This is a genomic window from Bacillus sp. DHT2 (genome assembly GCF_026241455.1).
Lineage (GTDB): Bacteria > Bacillota > Bacilli > Bacillales > Bacillaceae_G > Bacillus_A > Bacillus_A pseudomycoides.
Genome location: NZ_JAPHWH010000008.1, coordinates 193,479 through 211,819, shown reverse-complemented (window position 1 = coordinate 211,819; position 18,341 = coordinate 193,479). Strand labels below are relative to the sequence as shown.

At 35.2% G+C, this 18,341-nt stretch carries 14 protein-coding genes and 1 pseudogene; 7 read left to right on the top strand and 8 right to left on the bottom strand.

Annotated elements, in window-relative coordinates; translation table 11 throughout:
• Positions 1-10: 10 nt before the first annotated feature.
• A complete protein-coding gene (locus ORL93_RS19400) occupies positions 11-5,311 on the bottom strand; it encodes a lamin tail domain-containing metallophosphoesterase family protein (protein WP_098018900.1) in 5,301 nt (1,766 codons plus the stop codon).
• A gap of 114 nt (positions 5,312-5,425) precedes the next feature.
• Positions 5,426-6,520: an A/G-specific adenine glycosylase gene (gene mutY / locus ORL93_RS19395; RefSeq protein WP_006093315.1), complete on the bottom strand. Its 1,095-nt coding sequence runs from the start codon at positions 6,518-6,520 to the stop codon at positions 5,426-5,428.
• Positions 6,521-6,668: 148 nt separating this feature from the next.
• Between mutY and ORL93_RS19390 the strand changes: the two genes are divergently transcribed.
• Positions 6,669-7,649 carry a metal-dependent hydrolase gene (locus tag ORL93_RS19390; protein ID WP_018782723.1) on the top strand — a complete coding sequence of 327 codons (981 nt, stop codon included), beginning with the start codon at positions 6,669-6,671 and terminating at the stop codon, positions 7,647-7,649.
• A 27-nt stretch (positions 7,650-7,676) separates the two neighbouring features.
• Here the strand turns inward: ORL93_RS19390 and ORL93_RS19385 are convergent, their stop codons facing one another.
• Positions 7,677-7,943, bottom strand: coding sequence for a YfhJ family protein (locus ORL93_RS19385; protein ID WP_003194903.1), 267 nt, complete (start codon positions 7,941-7,943; stop codon positions 7,677-7,679).
• A gap of 214 nt (positions 7,944-8,157) precedes the next feature.
• On the opposite strand from ORL93_RS19385, the gene ORL93_RS19380 reads away from it, so the two are divergent.
• Together ORL93_RS19380 and ORL93_RS19375 are read left to right on the top strand one after the other, a co-directional pair.
• The gene (locus tag ORL93_RS19380) at positions 8,158-8,316 is read left to right on the top strand and encodes a small, acid-soluble spore protein K (RefSeq protein ID WP_018767248.1); all 159 of its coding nucleotides are present in this window, start codon (positions 8,158-8,160) and stop codon (positions 8,314-8,316) included.
• Between the two features lie 58 nt (positions 8,317-8,374).
• Positions 8,375-8,527, top strand: coding sequence for a YpzG family protein (locus tag ORL93_RS19375; RefSeq protein WP_003194901.1), 153 nt, complete (start codon positions 8,375-8,377; stop codon positions 8,525-8,527).
• A 63-nt stretch (positions 8,528-8,590) separates the two neighbouring features.
• Here ORL93_RS19375 and ORL93_RS19370 read toward each other — a convergent pair whose 3' ends face one another.
• Together ORL93_RS19370 and recX are read right to left on the bottom strand one after the other, a co-directional pair.
• Positions 8,591-8,908, bottom strand: a complete 318-nt coding sequence (locus ORL93_RS19370; RefSeq protein WP_029427596.1) for a YfhH family protein — start codon at positions 8,906-8,908, stop codon at positions 8,591-8,593.
• Positions 8,909-8,917: 9 nt separating this feature from the next.
• Positions 8,918-9,730 carry a recombination regulator RecX gene (gene recX, locus ORL93_RS19365; RefSeq protein WP_003194898.1) on the bottom strand — a complete coding sequence of 271 codons (813 nt, stop codon included), beginning with the start codon at positions 9,728-9,730 and terminating at the stop codon, positions 8,918-8,920.
• An 82-nt stretch (positions 9,731-9,812) separates the two neighbouring features.
• Here recX and ORL93_RS19360 point away from each other — a divergent pair.
• From ORL93_RS19360 to ORL93_RS19345, 4 genes and pseudogenes are all read left to right on the top strand, one after another.
• Positions 9,813-10,720, top strand: a pseudogene (locus ORL93_RS19360) (TIGR01777 family oxidoreductase).
• Positions 10,721-10,796: 76 nt separating this feature from the next.
• Positions 10,797-11,927, top strand: coding sequence for an amidohydrolase (locus tag ORL93_RS19355; RefSeq protein ID WP_003194894.1), 1,131 nt, complete (start codon positions 10,797-10,799; stop codon positions 11,925-11,927).
• Positions 11,928-12,168: 241 nt separating this feature from the next.
• A complete protein-coding gene (locus ORL93_RS19350) occupies positions 12,169-12,726 on the top strand; it encodes a GNAT family N-acetyltransferase (protein WP_018782720.1) in 558 nt (185 codons plus the stop codon).
• A gap of 178 nt (positions 12,727-12,904) precedes the next feature.
• A complete protein-coding gene (locus tag ORL93_RS19345; RefSeq protein ID WP_003194890.1) occupies positions 12,905-13,024 on the top strand; it encodes a YfhE family protein in 120 nt (39 codons plus the stop codon).
• A gap of 588 nt (positions 13,025-13,612) precedes the next feature.
• Here the strand turns inward: ORL93_RS19345 and ORL93_RS19340 are convergent.
• The 3 genes from ORL93_RS19340 to pflB all read right to left on the bottom strand — a co-directional run bounded on the left by ORL93_RS19340 (position 13,613) and on the right by pflB (position 18,238).
• Positions 13,613-14,779: a diglucosyl diacylglycerol synthase gene (locus tag ORL93_RS19340; protein WP_018767243.1), complete on the bottom strand. Its 1,167-nt coding sequence runs from the start codon at positions 14,777-14,779 to the stop codon at positions 13,613-13,615.
• A gap of 411 nt (positions 14,780-15,190) precedes the next feature.
• A complete protein-coding gene (gene pflA, locus ORL93_RS19335; RefSeq protein WP_003194887.1) occupies positions 15,191-15,922 on the bottom strand; it encodes a pyruvate formate-lyase-activating protein in 732 nt (243 codons plus the stop codon).
• Positions 15,923-15,988: 66 nt separating this feature from the next.
• Entirely contained in the window at positions 15,989-18,238 is a 2,250-nt protein-coding gene (pflB, locus tag ORL93_RS19330) for a formate C-acetyltransferase (protein WP_018782719.1), read from the bottom strand.
• Positions 18,239-18,341: the final 103 nt, after the last annotated feature.

Sequence of the window (18,341 nt, the reverse complement as noted above, 5' to 3'; positions counted from 1 at the left end):
AACGTGTTCCCTAATTTGGGAACACGCTCCATCTCCAACCTTTTTTACCTGTTGTAAAGGACCAAACTGGTGAAGTCACTTGACCACCATATCGGTCTTCGACTTTTATATACCATTGATACGTCGTATTTTCCTTTAAATTCTCCCATTTTACCTTTGCGTTGCGCCAATTCGCCACAAAATTATCTTTACCGATTACTTCATTCGTGTACACGTTTACTTCTACATAGTCTGTTGCGACTTGTTTTATCGCAGGTTTTAAATCAATGTCTAATTCAAATTCATCTTTTCCTGGATACTCTTCTGGTTTATAAAAATTATACTCATTTAAATATGGGGAGTACGTTTTGACATACATTTTGTTCGCAGTTGTATGAAATTGTAAAAGTCGCATATATCCTTGTCCACCCTCTGGACCACCTTGATAATCCGCCAGCATTTGATATACTTTACGATCTACGATGCCGTCCCCATTATCATCAATTTCATCAACTAATGTCTCACTATCATGATAATGTCCACTCAACACAGCTAACACATTCTTATTCGGTTTAACTACTTCATTAAAAATTTTGTCACCAATCGGACTACGATTGCCTGATACAAGTAAATATTCATGGAATGATAAAATCGCTTTTCGATTCGGATATTTCTGCAATACTTCCTTCATCCATTGAATATCTTCATCTGTAACGCCCCATCCCATATACAGCATAATAAAATCGTTGCCTTTTACTGAAATCAAATCATAATGTCCGCGGTTATCCTTATAACTTTCTCCATAAAATGGCTTATCTTTAAAACGCCAATCCCCAAAATATTTCGAGTATGCTGTATAGTCTTCATCTTTATGATTTACATCATGATTCCCGGCCAACACACCATACGGTACTTTCGCATTCTCAAGTACTTTCATATATTCATCTGCGCGCTGCCATTGAAATTCTTGATATGACTTATCAACAAGATCCCCTGTATGGAATACATATTTAATATTTAATGGATCTTTTTGTGCAGCAATCCAGTCAACCTGGCTTTTGTAAATATAGGGATAACTTTCAGAGTAATACTGTGTATCCGACATCCATACAAATGTGTAATCAAACTTATTTGGTGAACTTGGAATTTGGTCTTGCACAATTACACTTACTTTTTGATCTTTTACATATTCTTTCGCTAATACAGCACCTTTTAATTCAAAGTCCTTATCCCCAGCAATTTTCGATGTAAGTTCTGTCCACTTATTTGTCATGTAGTTCCAAGCATACATCGTAACTTTTCTTCCTTCTAGAGAATGTCCATACCATTTTACTTCTACCGTATCATCGTTTTTCACATCATCAGCAACCGTTACATCAAAACGATGATATGGAAATTTCTCTGTTGATTCCGTTGTATAATATTTCCCATCTTTTTTACTAACTTTACTTAGCTGATCTTGGTCAAAACTTTTCTCACCATTCACAGCAAAAGCTTGTGGTGGTTCTTGTTCTATCGAATTTTCGGTAATTTTCATACGATCCGTTTCATTCGGCTTATACGTATACCCTTTATAAAATATTGCCTTCATTGCGTCATTTGTTGGATCAGTTACTTTTGCTTCAAGTGTCGGATTCGTGCTCACATTTTTTTCTCCATCTTTAGGTGCAATTGGAGTAGGATCTGTTGGATTTTCAGCCCAAGTTTCAAACATAATTGTCTTTTCTTCACGATTTCCTACCTGATCCTCAGCCTCTACATGTAACTCATGCTTTCCTGCTGCTAATTGTGCAGATGATGTTTCATATGGAGTTACAATTTCCTTGCCATCCAATATAACTTTTTTACTTTTCACTCCTGCTATATCATCTGTAACTGTTACATCAATTGGAATTTTCCCTTTATATTTTTTCTCGTTCTGTACCGTAGTTGAAATCTTTGGTGGTGTATTATCAACTTTTACATTTGCAACGACTTCTTTATTCACACCATCTTGCACTGCAATTCGATGCTTTCCATCCTTCACTTGTTTTGTATCCCATAAATATGCATTCGAAATAAACTTTTCTTCTGGAACTTGGAATCCAAACGTAAATACTGGTGTTGATGTATCTCCATCACCAATTGATAACTCCTGATTTGGATTTGCAAAATTCGGATCATATAAAGTCGTTCCATCCGCTAATACAAGGCGAACATTTTTTAAATAAAAATCATCTTTATTCTCTTCAACTCGATTGTCAAATGGTGACGTCTTTGTGCCAGATCGAATATCAATTTTGAACGGCTCATTATATTTAATTTTTGATTGATCAATTTTTACAGTTAATGTGACATAATCACTATACGTATCATCAAATATACGTAATACCTCATTTTCAATTGTGACTGCGTTTTTAAAATACAAGTCAGTTTGCTTCACATCGAAAGCAAAATAAGCAGGCTTCTCTAACGAACGATATGTGTTCGTCTCAACTTTCTTTCCGTCCACTAAAAGAGAAAGTCGTTCAGCCCCAACCGACGAAGAGGTTCCTTTTAATAAAACTTGATTTGCAACCACTTCATCATCTTTTACATTAAGACGAAGAGGTCCTTTATCTTTCTCTCCAGCTATTTGCACTGAATACATATCACTTTTTACTACATTGAAGCCATCAGAAGCTTCCAAGTAATATGTCACTTTCTCTTTTCCAATTAATTCAGGTGAATAAATGGTATAATGATATTTTTTATCTACACGATCCTCTACTAAATTTTCAGCTTTATATTCTGCATTCGGATTCGTTTTGTAATATAATTTCACACTCTTAACCCGTTCGTTATCAAGAACAGAAAAACTCAGTTTATGATCTTGAAATTCAGAAACTAGTCCTTCTGCTGCTTTATGTGAAATCGTCGGCGCAATCGTATCCTCTTTCAAAGCAACTCGTTCAGCTGGTACTTGTCCTTCGAATATAGTTCCAGGAGATGCATTATGTTCTGCACTACTAATCTTTTGCATAATTTGCGAGCCATCTTGAGGATAGCGATATAAAATTCCCTTATTAGCTTTCACATCAGCTTGGTTTGCTTGATCATTGTAGTAAGCAGATGCAATTTCTGTCCCCGTCTTTGTTGCAACGACAATACCACGTGCACTTCCATTCGCCATTCCATTTGAATATATTCTAACAATATTTTTATTTTCTACTAAGTTCACACCAAATTGTTTATTAAAGTCAGCAACGGTTTTCTCATTGTTTTCACCATTTATAATCCAAAATACGAGAGACTGCCCTGATGGAATTACAACATCATCTGGAGTAGATCCCCAAATGAGATCACCTTCTGGTCCTTCAGATGGATAACGATATCGAATTGTATAATCCTTAAAATTAAGATCTTGTGTGCTATTGTTATACACTTCAATAAATTCATATCCATCTGCTTTCCCAACATTCGTCGTGTCCGGCGTCACTTCGGTAATCAACAACGGCGGTACGCTTTGTGGTTCTATTTTTTTATGCTCTATTTTTGTTTCATAAGATTTTTCAATTGTTTCTTGATTCCCTTGCACGACAATTTTATAGAATAATGAATTTCCCCATAGCTCTTTTTGAGGAATTGTCACCTTATAAACATCGCTATTTCCTTCTTTATTCATCTGCAATTTTTTGTGTGTTAACTTGCCATCTTGGGTATACAAAACTGCTACATTCTCTCCGCCCTTAATCGTTGCAGTGATAGTTAAATCTTCTGTTACTATATGAGCAGGTAATGCCGTGTGCTCAATCGCAACGCCTACTTGATCTGATTGCTTTACTAGCTCTAGTGGTACTTGAAATGGTATTTGCACACCAAGTGTTCCTTTTTCAAACCAACCTACTTTTTGCATTTCAGTACTTTCGGTTTTGTATGCATACGCCATACTCTGACCAACTTTTACATCCTCTTTCCCATATGTTGCAGATGATAAAACTGTTCCGTACTGATCAGCAAATTGAATGGTTCTCCCAGCGCTATTAGACATTCCATCCACTTTAAGTGGAAGAACTTGTTCTTCGGTTATATTCCCGCCGTATGCTTGAATAAAGTCTTGTTTTGATAATGCTGCGTTTCCTTCATTTTTAATCCAAAACACTTTCGTTCCTTTTGATGGAATTGTTGCATTTTCTGTAAAATTCCAATCTTCACTTCCAGTTTCTGAATACTTATAAATAAGTTTATAATCTTTCAACTGTATTGCTTCACTAGAATTATTGTATATTTCTATAAACTCATATCCATCTTTCCCGTTCACATTTATCGTATCTGGCATTAGTTCAGTAATCATAACTGCCCTATTCTTTGTATAATCCTCTACATGACGTTCAACAGTACTTACATATTGTTCTTTTTCTGGAAAGGTAATAATCTTTCCATCCTGTTCAATTTCAAACCAATATGTAAATGTATCAGACCAAACATCTAGCTTTGGAACAACAGTAGAATACAAATTATTCTCACCTTTGTTCATTTCCAGTTTTTTCACTACCAAACCGGACGCACTACGATATACAAGGTTTACTTTTGCCTTATCGTATACACTTGCTAACTGAAGTTCAATCGGTAAATCTTCATGTGCATTAATTTTCATTTTAGGTACATGCGCTGTTTCTTGTAATGACTTTTCTTTTTGATTATTATCTTTTTGTGCAGGCTGCTTTTCTATCGTTTCTTTGGAGTTTGGTTGTGTAGGCTCTAGTTGTTTGGAGTCTGGCTGGACTGCCTCTTTTTGTGTGGGTTCTGTAGGTGGATTTTCTTTTTTATGCGATTGGAATACAGTGTAAGTCCCAGGTGATGGTATTTCATTTTTCATTTCTTTCTTTGTTTTATTCCAAAAAGAATGAATGGATACATCTTTATTCTCTTTTCTTGTTTCAATGACATCTACCGTTTCATTTTTTTCAGTCGTTACTTCAATCCTAATTTGTTTATCACTTAAATCCTCAGTAGCAAATAAAACTTGTTCTTCTTTTATTTCCGTCTTATAGCGCTCATTAATCTCATTAACTGTTTTATTTCCAAATACGATTAACTTCGTTTCTTTTGGTTGTACAGATTGCTTTTCATTTTCATCTTTAAGTTTTAGCACTTTTCCATTGACCTTCAGTTGAACATTCTTCATATCCATAACTTTCGCTGATGGGTTATACAATTCGATATAGCTCAGATCATCCGTATAATGCACTTCTGAAATGAGAGTGTGCTGATTTTGTTCCTTCTCCTCAGCAAAAGTAACATGGCCTGGCCCAGTTAACGTTTGAAGTAAGAAAGTCGCTACAACTGCTGAACTGATTACTTTTTTAAGCATTTCCTATCCCCCTTTAAATTTTTCATTACAACTTTCATTGTATTTGTCATTTGTTAAGGGAATATGAAATATTTGTAAGTAATTATTATGTTTATGTCGAAAAAACTTCAACCATTAAGGCTGAAGTTTTTTAACACATTCTTCATAAATCATACGATGCGATTTAGAAAAAGGTAATTTTTCAAATTCTTCTTTAGATACAACTTTTAATGTATCTGTTTCTTTAATAGCACTTGTTACCTTCCCATAAAATACAAATACATCCCATGTCCGATGAGTAAAAGTATGTTGCACATTCATTGCATACTCATCGATAGAAATAGAAATGGAAAAGTTCTCTTTCATATAATCAGTAAGCTGTTGTTTCTGATTTCGAATCCCTTCGCTAATTTCAACATTTGGGAATTCCCACATATTTGCAAGTAATCCTGTACTCGGTCTTTTGTTAATTACATAATTTCCATCTTCTGTTTGCAGCACACCCGCAACAAGTGGCACCATTTTAGGAGCTTTCGCCTTACTTTTGACTGGTAACTCTTTCTGTACACCTTCTGCATAACCACGACAGTGTTCCCGAACTGGACAAAGTAAACAAGCTGGATTTTTCGGAATACAAATGAGCGCACCTAGCTCCATTAAGCCTTGATTAAAATAAGATGGATTTTCCTTTGAAATGATTTCACGTACAATCTCTTCAAATACTTTTCGCGTCTTAGGTTTCGCAATATCATCCCAAACCGATAATATACGGGATAAAACACGCATTACATTTCCATCTACAGCTGGCTCTGGTATACCGTATGCAATACTTAAAATTGCACCTTTTGTGTATGGACCAACACCTTTTAATTTTTCAATTTTTTTCACATCACTTGGTACTTTCCCACCATATACTTCTTTTACTTCCTTCACCGCTGCATGTAAATTCCGCGCTCTAGAATAATAACCGAGGCCTTCCCATGCTTTTAATACCTCTTCATCATCTGCCGATGCCAACGCTTCTAACGTTGGGAACTTTCCCATAAAATTTGCGTAATATGGTTTTACAGCTTCCACTCTTGTTTGCTGCAACATAATTTCAGAAACCCAAACGCGATACGGATCTTTATTTTTACGCCAAGGTAAATCACGCTGTTCTTTTTCAAACCAACTAATTAAATCATGTTGAAACTTCTCTATGTTAAAATCATCTAATATTTCAAGTGCCAAACTTGATCCCCCTCATTTTTTGCATATACGTACTATTATAAAGATTTTAGGAAAAAATTTAAGTAAGATGATATAGGAAATAGAAGGCAAATGCCTTGAGATATCGAATAAAAAGAGTTACATTAATAAAAAACGGAGGTGTATTTTCATGGACACGGCCACTCACCTTGTTATGGGCGTCACATTAGGTGGTTTAGCAACGTTAGATCCAGCCATTAGCCAGAGTGATTTCGGACCACAAGCTGTTATGCTTGCAACGATCGCTGGTTCCAATATTCCTGATATTGATACCGTCTTAAAATTACGTAATAATGCAAAATATATACGAAACCATCGCGGGGTTACTCATTCCATTCCTGCTGTTATTCTCTGGTCTTTCCTTATAAGCGGAATTTCCTTTGCCTTCTTTACAGAAGCTCCCTATTTTCATCTACTACTTTGGTCATTTATCGCCGTCTTTCTTCACGTGTTTGTTGATATTTTTAACGCCTATGGTACACAAGCGTTGAGGCCTTTTACAAAAAGGTGGGTTGCATTAGGTGTAATTAATACATTTGATGCTGTTATTTTCTTTATCCATATACTCGCTATCGCTTGTATGGTTGTTGGCTCCCATAAAGGATATACTGCTTTAGCTGCATATATATTAATGTTTGTCTACTATGTCGGTCGAATTGTAATGAGACAAAATGTAAAAAGTGTAGTTTACAAACGATTTGAAGATGTAGAGGAAGTCATTATTTCTCCTTCTTATCGCTTTTATCACTATCATTTGGCTATTGTAACAAAAAAACACTATTATGTTGCGCGTTGGCACCGCGGCCATATTATGGTGCATGATAAATTTAATCGTATTCCACTTCCAGATAATAAAATTATGCGAGCTGCACAAAAAGATGAAAACATTTCTGCTTTTTTATCTTTTTCACCCGTATACCGCTGGGATATTTTTGATTACGACAACTATTATGAAGTGCGTTTTATCGATTTACGGTACCGTAGTAAAGACTATTACCCATTCGTTGCAATTGTCCAACTGGATCAAAATTTAAATATTATTAGTTCCTATACTGGATGGATTTTTAGTGAAGAAAAGCTTCGTAAAAAATTGGAATTGATTCCGCATTAAAAAAAGCGACCAACTTCGGTCGCTTTTTTAATGCTTTAAATGATCATCTTGATTAATTAAATGACTATATTTCGGATTATTCGTGCGGATTTCATGAAGGCGTTCACCATGGTTATTAATCCATGTTCTTACAATTTGTTCCGTCATCTCTTCACCTTGATAACGACCAGACTTTGCATACGTTACTTGGAAGTCCTCCCATAATAACTCAATCCATGCACGAGCCTGAGAATAAGACAGAAAGCTATTTTTTTCAAGTAATTCTTTTGTTAATACTTCATACTTATCATTCATTATTTATTTCTCCTTTTATTAATTTCGTACTTTATTTCCAAACCTCATTACCACATCAAAATTATAAATGAACAAAAGGATACACGCATTCATGAACTTCTTCCATCGCCAACAGAAGTTTCATTTTATGTTCAAGCATAATTTTCTCTATTTTGCACATTCTATTAATGATACTTCTTAGTAAGTATCATTTAATAATGAGGGGGCGTTCTTCTTGGGTAGACAAGCCGAATTTTGGTCTGAATCAAAAAACAACAGCAAAATCGATGGTCCAACGAAAGCAAAAGCTCGTTTTGCTTCGAAAAGACCTAACGGCACAATTAACACGCACCCACAGGAACGTATGCGTGCCGCAAATCATCAGGAAGAGTAAAAACAATAGTCCGTTCTAAAGAGTTATTGCAATTAACTTCCTACATGAGGTGATAAAGATGAGCTACCGTAATCATTTAGATCGTCGTTCTGAATTATTCAACCCTACCTGGGCACGTCCGAAACATGCAAAAGCGCAAGTAAATGGACAGACGCAGCAAAACCAGTCTCTCATTATTTTGGCGAATGAGATGAGAAAACGCCAAATTTAATTGCCTATCTCCTTTAACAACTACGAAAAATGAAAACCAGAGCAGCCAAGGCTCTCTGGTTTTTTATTTCTCTTGTAATAGCGAAATAGGAATACCAATTTCCTCTGTCTCATTTTGTTTATGTCCCCAAGCAAATACCCCATTGAAATACGTAATCGTAAAGAAGACACCCGGTTCTTCTATAAGTTCATACATTTCACCAATCTGAAATGCGTTTATATCTGTCATATAAGCACGAGCCATTGCCATTTTTCTCATTAATACGTCAAACTCATTTACTATACCAAGCTGCTCTGCTTTCACAGCCTGTTCTTTTAAAATGCCAATTTCCTCTCTTAACTCATGTGGTGTCATATCACTATAACGTTTTGGCATATTCATCATATTCTCTCATCCCTCTTCACGTTTCATTTGTAAAAATGTCTCTATCTCATCAATAGAAAATCCTTTTCGATATAATGCTTGTTTCATCTTATTTTCATATGTCCATCCATCATGCTTTTTATGCTTCTCATGATACTTATTTCCATGATATAACAATGCAGCTTGTTGCTGCGTATCATCCTTTTCCTCTTTTAATTCTTCTAGACAAATTTGAATTACATCACGATTATATCCTTTACGGACTAACATTTCTTCTAGCTTTTGTTTCATTTGTAAAAAAGAATGCTTTTGATAGGACTTTTTCTTTTTTTCTACAAGCTCAAAAGCATTTTCAATTTGCTTCTCTTTCGGATACTCTTGTAAACTATGAGTAATAATTATATCTTGGACACCTTTACTAAAAAGTTCTCGTCTAATAATTGTCGGTCCTTTTTGGTTCACGTTACTATGAGTTCGCACATACGAAATGGCATACTCTTTATCATTAATATAGTGATCATGTAATAATTTCGAAATAACTTCAGAGATGACGGCTTGTCCAATTTCTTTTTTTCGTAAGTATTCTTCTACTTCCTGTTTCGTCCGCATTTGATAGGATAAATAAGAAATTGCTTGCAAATATGCTTTTTGTACTTCTTCATTGTATAAAATATTTGCTAACTCTACTTCATCGATTTCTAAACCCTTTTGCAAACCGTGCTTGATTAAGGTTACTTGATTCACACTAAATCCGTATTCTTCACCTTGTCCTTTATCAATATAAATATTAAATCGTTCTTTCGTTCGTTTTTGTACTTCTATTTTTGTAATGACAGCCATATTCTTCACCCCGCTACTATTTTAACATAGTTGCGGAACAATTTTGCTTTTCATGAATATATATAATGAGGAGGAAGTTTAGTTGAAAATTGCAATTTCTGGGGGCACTGGTTTTATCGGTAAAGCATTAGCTACTTTTTTAAGCCTAAAAGGGTACACCATTTACATTCTTACCCGAGAAAAAAAGAGACACCTTTCAACTCTAACATTCACTACGTCCAATGGGATAAATGCTCACCTAAATTCCCTCTCACCTCTATCGATGTTGTTGTTAATCTAGCTGGAGAATCTATTAATAACGGTCGATGGACAAAGAAGCAGAAAGAAAACATTATAACGAGTCGTCTTCATACAACAAATAGTCTCATCAAACAATTACAAACATTACCAAATAAGCCCCATACTTTTATTAACGCTAGCGCAATTGGCTATTACGGTACATCTGGAACAAAAATTTTTACAGAACAGAACAAAGAACATGGCAGTGACTTTTTAGCAACTACAGTAAAACTATGGGAAGAAGCCGCCTCTCATGCAACTTCTCTCGGAATTCGAACCGTCTATACACGCTTTGGAATTGTTTTAGGAAAAGAGGGTGGTGCCCTTCCTAAAATGTTGCTTCCCTACAAATTATTTATTGGTGGCACAATCGGTTCAGGTAATCAGTGGCTGTCTTGGATTCATCTAGATGATGTCATCCGCATGATTGATTTTGCAATAGACACAAAAGAAATAGAAGGCCCTCTTAACATTACAGCACCAAATCCTACAACAATGAAAGAGTTTGGAAAGACACTTTCATTTATCATGCATCGCCCACATTGGCTTCCCGTTCCAGCATTTGCACTACATGCTTTACTTGGAGAAATGAGTATGCTTGTGCTACAAGGACAACATGTATTGCCTAACAAAGCAATACAGCACGGATACCAATATTCTTTTCCTACATTAAACCCTGCATTACAAAATATTATATTGCATACACTGTAGTACTTCTGAAATAAACCCATTAAAATTGTTCTATTTACTAATTTAAAGGTTATTAGCCAATGGAAATGAGGTATCTATGAAAACGCTATTTAAGCAGGCCATTGTATATCCCATTACTTCTTCCAAATTTCAAGGAGATGTATTGGTTAAACACAATCAAATCGCTGCGATAAAACCACATATTGAGCCCACTCAAGATATGACTGTTATTGATGCAAGAGCCCTTCACCTTTTACCAGGATTTATCGATGTGCATACTCATCTCGGCTTATACGATGAAGGGACTGGATGGGCTGGAAATGATGCCAATGAAACATCTGAAGTATTAACACCACATATTCGTTCTTTAGATGGTATCCATCCTTTTGATATTGCTTTTCAAGATGCGGTTCAAAATGGGGTTACAACTGCCCACGTTATGCCTGGAAGTCAAAATATTATTGGCGGGACAACATGTGTGATTAAAACTGCCGGAACTTGTATCGATCATATGATTATTCAAGAACCTGCTGGATTAAAAATTGCATTTGGAGAAAATCCAAAACGAGTTCATAGTAATGGCACAAAAGAATCGATTACTCGTATGGGGATTATGGGATTGCTTCGTGAATCTTTTTACGAAGCACAACATTATGGAAACGAAGCAGATTTTCGAATGCTCCCTATTCTAAAAGCTTTGCACCGAGAAATTCCAGTACGTATTCATGCTCATCGGGCAGATGACATTCTTTCCTCTCTTCGCTTTGCAAAAGAATTCAATCTTGATTTACGTATTGAACACTGCACAGAAGGACATTTTATTGTAAAAGAACTTGCCAATCAAAATTTAAAAATATCTGTTGGTCCGACATTAACACGCCGATCAAAAATTGAACTAAAAAATAAATCATGGGATACTTACCATACTTTATCAAAGCATGGGATAGAAGTTTCGATTACAACAGATCATCCCTATACTCCCATTCAATATTTAAATGTTTGTGCAGCCATCGCTGTCAGGGAAGGATTAGATGAAAAAATTGCATTAGAAGGAGTTACAATCATTCCCGCTCGAAACTTACGTTTAGAGAAAAGAATTGGAAGTATTGAAGTTGGAAAAGATGCCGATCTTGTATTATGGACACATCACCCATTTCATTACTTAGCCAAGCCCGTACTAACTATGATTGATGGAAAAATAATTTACAAAAAAAATAAAAAAAACTAGTTTATTTTTTTGACTAGATAAAGTATTATACGATTATAAACTGAATGAAACCATAATCAATTTGTGTCGTGATTTTTCATTTCAAATTGATGAATGGGGAAGGCAAATGGTGCGCCACCAGCGTTATAGACTGGTTCTAGTGGGTTCGATTCCCACCCCGAAATTTTTTAAAGGTTGATATAAAAATTTCGAGGGTGGGGTGTTTTTTCGTCATGCTACCCTCATATGAGGAGGAGTTAGTATGTTAAAAAAACGCGACTTACACGACAGCCACGTTCTATATGATTTAATGGTGGATCCTGCTGTCTTCCCTTTTGTGCGTCAAAAAGCTTATTCATACGAAGAGTTTTTATTTTTAACAAAGCAAACAATAGAAGCAGAAGAGCGTGGTGAATTAATTTCACGCACAATTTTAGATGAATGGGGAAACCCTATCGGCACGATTACTTTATTTGATGTGCAAGAAAAAGCTGGTTTTCTTGGTACATGGCTTGGAAAACCGTATCATGGCCAGGGGTATAATAAATTAGCAAAAGATGCTTTTTTCAGCGAGCTTTTCTATGAGTTAGATATTGAAATAATCTTTATGCGTATTCGCAAAGTAAATATTCGTTCGATGAAAGCAGCTGAAAAACTACCATATGTAAACCTAGCAAACGAAACTAGAAAAGCTGTTTATGATCAAATTAACACAATCGAAGAAGTATATAACTTATATGAAATTCCAAAAGATCAATATACTCTTTCTACAATGCGTGATACTACATTCCAAGATACTCATCATTTAAAAGAAGCGTAGTATGTCACTAATTATAAAGTGAAACTTTAATCAGTGGGAAACTTATCCCCCACCTATTTTGTGGGAGCCTTACTGCCCGCGAATAGCGGGATAAAATGAATATACTTGTTTATTGTGTATACCTCTTTATGTCATTGGAAATGATAGATAATAACTTTATGACACGAGGTGATCTGTAATGGATAGAAAGAAACGTGAAAAAGCAAGAAATACATTAAATAGTACACAAGAGGTTCTTTATCAACGAGAGTTTCGAAGAGCAGATCGTGCAGCGGGATATCGCCCTAAAGGTGTATAATTATAAAGTGAAATTTTAATCAATGGGTGCTTTATCCTTCACTGATTATCAGCCCTCACCAATCGGGCTTTTACGGGCACTTGATCACTTAACTTCTTTGCTTTCGTCAAAGTTTGAGATGAAATTTTACTGCCCACAAATAGTGGGATAAAGTGAAACTTGAGGTAATTTTTTTACCCTCTCCTACCCTTTACTTTTTGGATGACAAAGTAAAGATTTACCCCTTATATTATAAGGGGTATTTTTTGTGGAAAACTTTATCCACAAAATTAATAGAATTGTGTATAAATTTATCAATTCTTTTGGATTATTATAAACTTAATCACAAATATCATGTTTATTTTGTGGATATTTTTTCTGAAAATTGTGGACAATGTGGATATCGTTGTTAATATTCCGACTTTACCGTCTATTGAAACCGCATTCTCTTGTGGATAACATATAACGAATATATAAAAACATACAACTTTATCGAGGGGAACTGTTTTGGCTAGGGCAGTTATACCTTGTGACTAACTTTAACTTTTATACTGAATTCCTACAAAACAACAAAGAAACCCTCTTTCCAAATACAAAGAGGGTTTCATATTACGTAAAAGATTGAGCAAGAGCTGGCGACTTAATCGGCATATGATTAGATTGCACATGGTTCTCTTCTAAAATTGCATCTACAATGTGGCAAGCTGGCTCTGGACGATAGATACTTCCCATCGCTTCTTTCATTTGTAAGAGCTTCCTATCATCTTCTAATAGTGCCTTTGTTTTCGCAAAAATGTCCTCATCTTCACGAATTACAAGTGCAGCTCCTTTTTTTTCAAAATATATTGCATTTTCATTTTCTTGTCCCGGTACTGGTTTATATAAAATGACAGGTACTTGTAAAGCTGCCGCTTCGCTTAATGTAATGCCTCCTGGCTTTGTAATCATACAAGAGGTAATACGGAATAACTCATCGATATTCTCTACATAACCAAATACTGTTAATGCCTCAGGCTTTTGTTCCTTAAGCCCTAATAACTCTTGTTTTAAGGCTTCATTTTTCCCACAGACAACAGCTATTTGAAGATTAGGAACTGTCATAAATGATTGACATAATTCTTTTACATTTCCTAATACACCATGGGCACCTGCTACAATAAGTAAAATCTTTTTCTCACGAGATAAATGATATTTACTATATAGGATTTCCGGGTTAATAGTTAATTCAAAGTTTTTACGAATTGGAATCCCAGTTTCTACAATTTGCTCTGAAGGTACACCAATTTCAACCATTACTTTTTTCACATGATCTGTCGCTACAAAATAACGATCTACTTCACGATGAATCCATATTTTGTGTAAACAAAAATCCGTTAACACATTATAAACAGGAATTGAAAAACCTGTTTGCTTTTTCAATTCTGGCACTGCAATAATTGGAAATGTATTAATAACAATATCTGGTTTCTCTGCATGTAATAGTGCTTTTAAACGTTTTCTCCCAAAATTCGCATACCACGATGCAATTTTCTTATCGTAAATCTTTTCCACACCGTAATAAAATAAGCGATATAGCTCTTTACCTATTGTATAACTTTTTAAGTATAAGTATTTTGTAATATCCGTTATGACTGGATGTGACTCTCCAAATAGATCACACACAATCACATCTTCAATTCCTTTTTGACGAAATGTTTGTGCTAATGTTTTTGCTACTTGCACATGACCATTACCGTAATGTGCAGTTAATATTAAAACCTTGGGGTTTTTTATCAAACAAATCCACTCCTAGCTTTTTCGCTTTTCCATATTGCATATACGACAATAGGAAAAACATTTTCCTAAAAAAAATTACATGTTTGGATTCCAACACTTTCATGTTAGCTATGTACCTGTCGTGGATATGCAAAGCATATAAGATTGACCCCTTAATCCTATCTGTGCTCATATCTTTACATTATACTTTCCTATCAGAGCTTTCGCAATAACTTACAAATGATCATATTCCATGATACTCACCCTGCTACTTCTTAATTCTTGTTACTATTTGGTTTTCCCTTTACAATTATGTAAATTTATCCTCTTATTTCTTTACAAAAATATGGATATTCTACTTTCAGTATACTCTTTTCTATAGATATACTCTAGATTTTATTAAAAGAAAGCAAAAAGTCTAATCCAAATGGATTAGACTGCTTGTAAAATATTTTTTGCCTTTTGAACATTTTTTTCTGTTGGAGGTTCTACCCCTTCAAGAGGATACTTATGTCCTAGTGCTTCCCATTTATATACACCAAGCTTGTGATATGGTAAGACTTCAACTTTCTTTACATTAGAAAGACTTTGAATGAAGCTAGATAATCTCTGCAAATCTTCTTCACTATCAGTAACACCTGGAACTAATACGTGTCTTACCCAAATTGGTTTTTGTTTATCAGATAAATAACGAGCAAATTGTAGAATGTGTTCATTCGTTTTACCAGTTAATTTACGGTGCTTTTTAGGATCGATATGTTTTAAATCTAATAATACTAAATCTGTATAGTCCATTAAAATATTTAATTTTCTTTGGAACTCTGGCTCTTCAGAATAACAGCCTCCAGAAGAATCGATTGTTGTATGAATTCCAATTTCTTTGCATTTCTTAAATAGCTCAATTAAAAAGTCTAACTGCAGTAATGGTTCCCCACCGCTCACAGTAATGCCACCACCGGAAGCTTCAATAAAAGGAAGGTAACATGTAACATCCTGCATCACTTCTTCAACTGTTATTTCTTTTCCTTTACCGATTTCCCACGTATCAGCATTATGACAATATTGGCAGCGTAATAGACACCCCTGTGTAAATATGACATAACGAATTCCTGGGCCATCAACAGTACCACAAGACTCTACAGAATGAATTCTTCCTTTTACCATGTTAACTTCCTCCTTTATTGAAACAGCCTCCCTCTGCTTTTATTACAACAGAGGGAAACTTTTTACTTACATACTTTCATGCATTGTACGATTAATTACATCGATTTGTTGTTCACGAGTTAATTTAATGAAGTTAACTGCGTAACCAGATACACGAATTGTTAATTGTGGATATTTTTCAGGATGTTCCATTGCATCCATTAATGTTTCACGGTTAAATACGTTAATATTTAAGTGATGTCCTTCTTTCACTGCATATCCATCAAGCATAGATACTAAGTTTTTAACTTGTACATCATCTTCTTTACCAAGTGCTTTTGGAATAATTGAGAATGTATTAGAAATACCATCTTGCGCATCTTCATATGGTAATTTTGCAACAGATAATAGTGACGCTAGTGCACCTTTTGTATCACGTCCATGCATAGGGTTTGCACCTGGTGCAAATGGCTCACCAGTACGACGACCGTCTGGAGTGTTACCAGTTTTCTTACCATATACAACGTTAGATGTAATAGTTAAGATTGACATTGTATGAACAGAGTTACGGTATGTTTTATGTTTACGAAGCTTGTTCATAAATGTTTTCACAAGGTTTACTGCAATTTCATCTACACGGTCATCGTTGTTACCGTATTTAGGGAAATCACCTTCAATTTCAAAGTCAACTGCAATGCCATTTTCATCACGAATTGGTTTTACTTTCGCATATTTAATTGCACTTAAAGAATCAGCTACTACAGATAAGCCAGCGATACCCGTTGCCATTGTACGAAGAACATTTGTATCATGAAGTGCCATTTCAATACGTTCATAGCTATATTTATCGTGCATATAATGGATAACATTTAATGTGTTTAAATATAAACCTGCTAGCCATTCCATTGTCATATCGAATTTGCGCATTACTTCTTCGTAATTTAATACTTCAGAAGTGATAGGTGCAAATTCAGGTCCAATTTGTTCTTTTGATTTTTCATCTTTACCGCCATTAATTGCATATAATAGTGTCTTAGCTAAGTTTGCACGAGCTCCGAAGAACTGCATTTGCTTACCTATTCTCATTGCAGACACACAACAAGCAATACCGTAATCATCGCCATACTCTGGGCGCATAATGTCATCATTTTCATATTGAATTGCAGATGTTTTAATAGACATTTTCGCACAGTAGTTTTTAAAGTTCTGTGGTAATTGTTTAGACCAAAGAACTGTTAAGTTTGGCTCTGGAGCTGGTCCTAAGTTATCTAATGTGTGTAAGAAACGGAATGAGTTTTTCGTTACTAATGGACGACCATCAAGTGCAATACCACCGATAGATTCTGTTACCCAAGTTGGGTCACCAGAGAATAATTCATTATAATCAGGTGTTCTCGCAAATTTCACAAGACGTAATTTCATAATGAAATGATCGACAATTTCTTGTGCCGCTTCTTCAGTTAATGTACCATTTTCAATATCTCTTTCGATGAAGATATCTAAGAATGTAGAAGTACGTCCAAGGCTCATTGCTGCCCCGTTTTGTTCTTTAATCGCTGCAAGGTAAGCGAAGTATAACCATTGGAATGCTTCTTGTGCATTTGTTGCTGGTTTAGAAATATCAAAACCATGAGAAGCAGCCATTTGTTTTAACTCTTGAAGTGCACGCATTTGCTCAGATAACTCTTCACGTAAACGCATTGTATCTTCGCTCATTACACCGCCGGTTAAATTTAAGTCTTCTTTTTTCGCTTCGATTAAACGATCAACACCGTATAATGCCACGCGGCGATAGTCACCAATAATACGTCCTCGACCATATGCATCTGGAAGACCTGTAATAACACCTGATTTACGAGCTAATCTCATTTCTGGAGTATAAGCATCAAATACACCTTGGTTATGCGTTTTGCGCCAATCTCTGAAAATACGACTAAGTTCTTTATCCATTTCGTATCCATAAGCTTCACAAGCTTGTTCTGCCATACGAATACCACCATAAGGTTGTAATGAACGCTTAAATGGCTTGTCAGTTTGGAAACCAACTACTTTTTCAATATCTTTATTTAAATATCCAGGACCGTGAGATGTAATAGAAGAAACAATGCTTGTATCCATATCAAGAACGCCACCATTTTCACGCTCTTGTGTTGTTAACTCCATTACTTGATCCCAAAGTTGTTTCGTTGCTTCTGTTGCTCCCGCTAAGAAGGCTTCGTCACCTTCATAAATGTTTACATTATTTAAAATGAAGTCGCGGACATCAATCTCTGCTTTCCACTTTTCACCTTTAAAGTTTGTCCATGCATTTTTTACATTTTCTAATACTTGAGTCATCCTAATCTCCTCCATTTTTTGATTAGTACAGGACTAAGATTTTTTATATAACAGCTTACACATTTAGAATACTACTTTTTTTAAAAAAGTGAATGAGATAGTT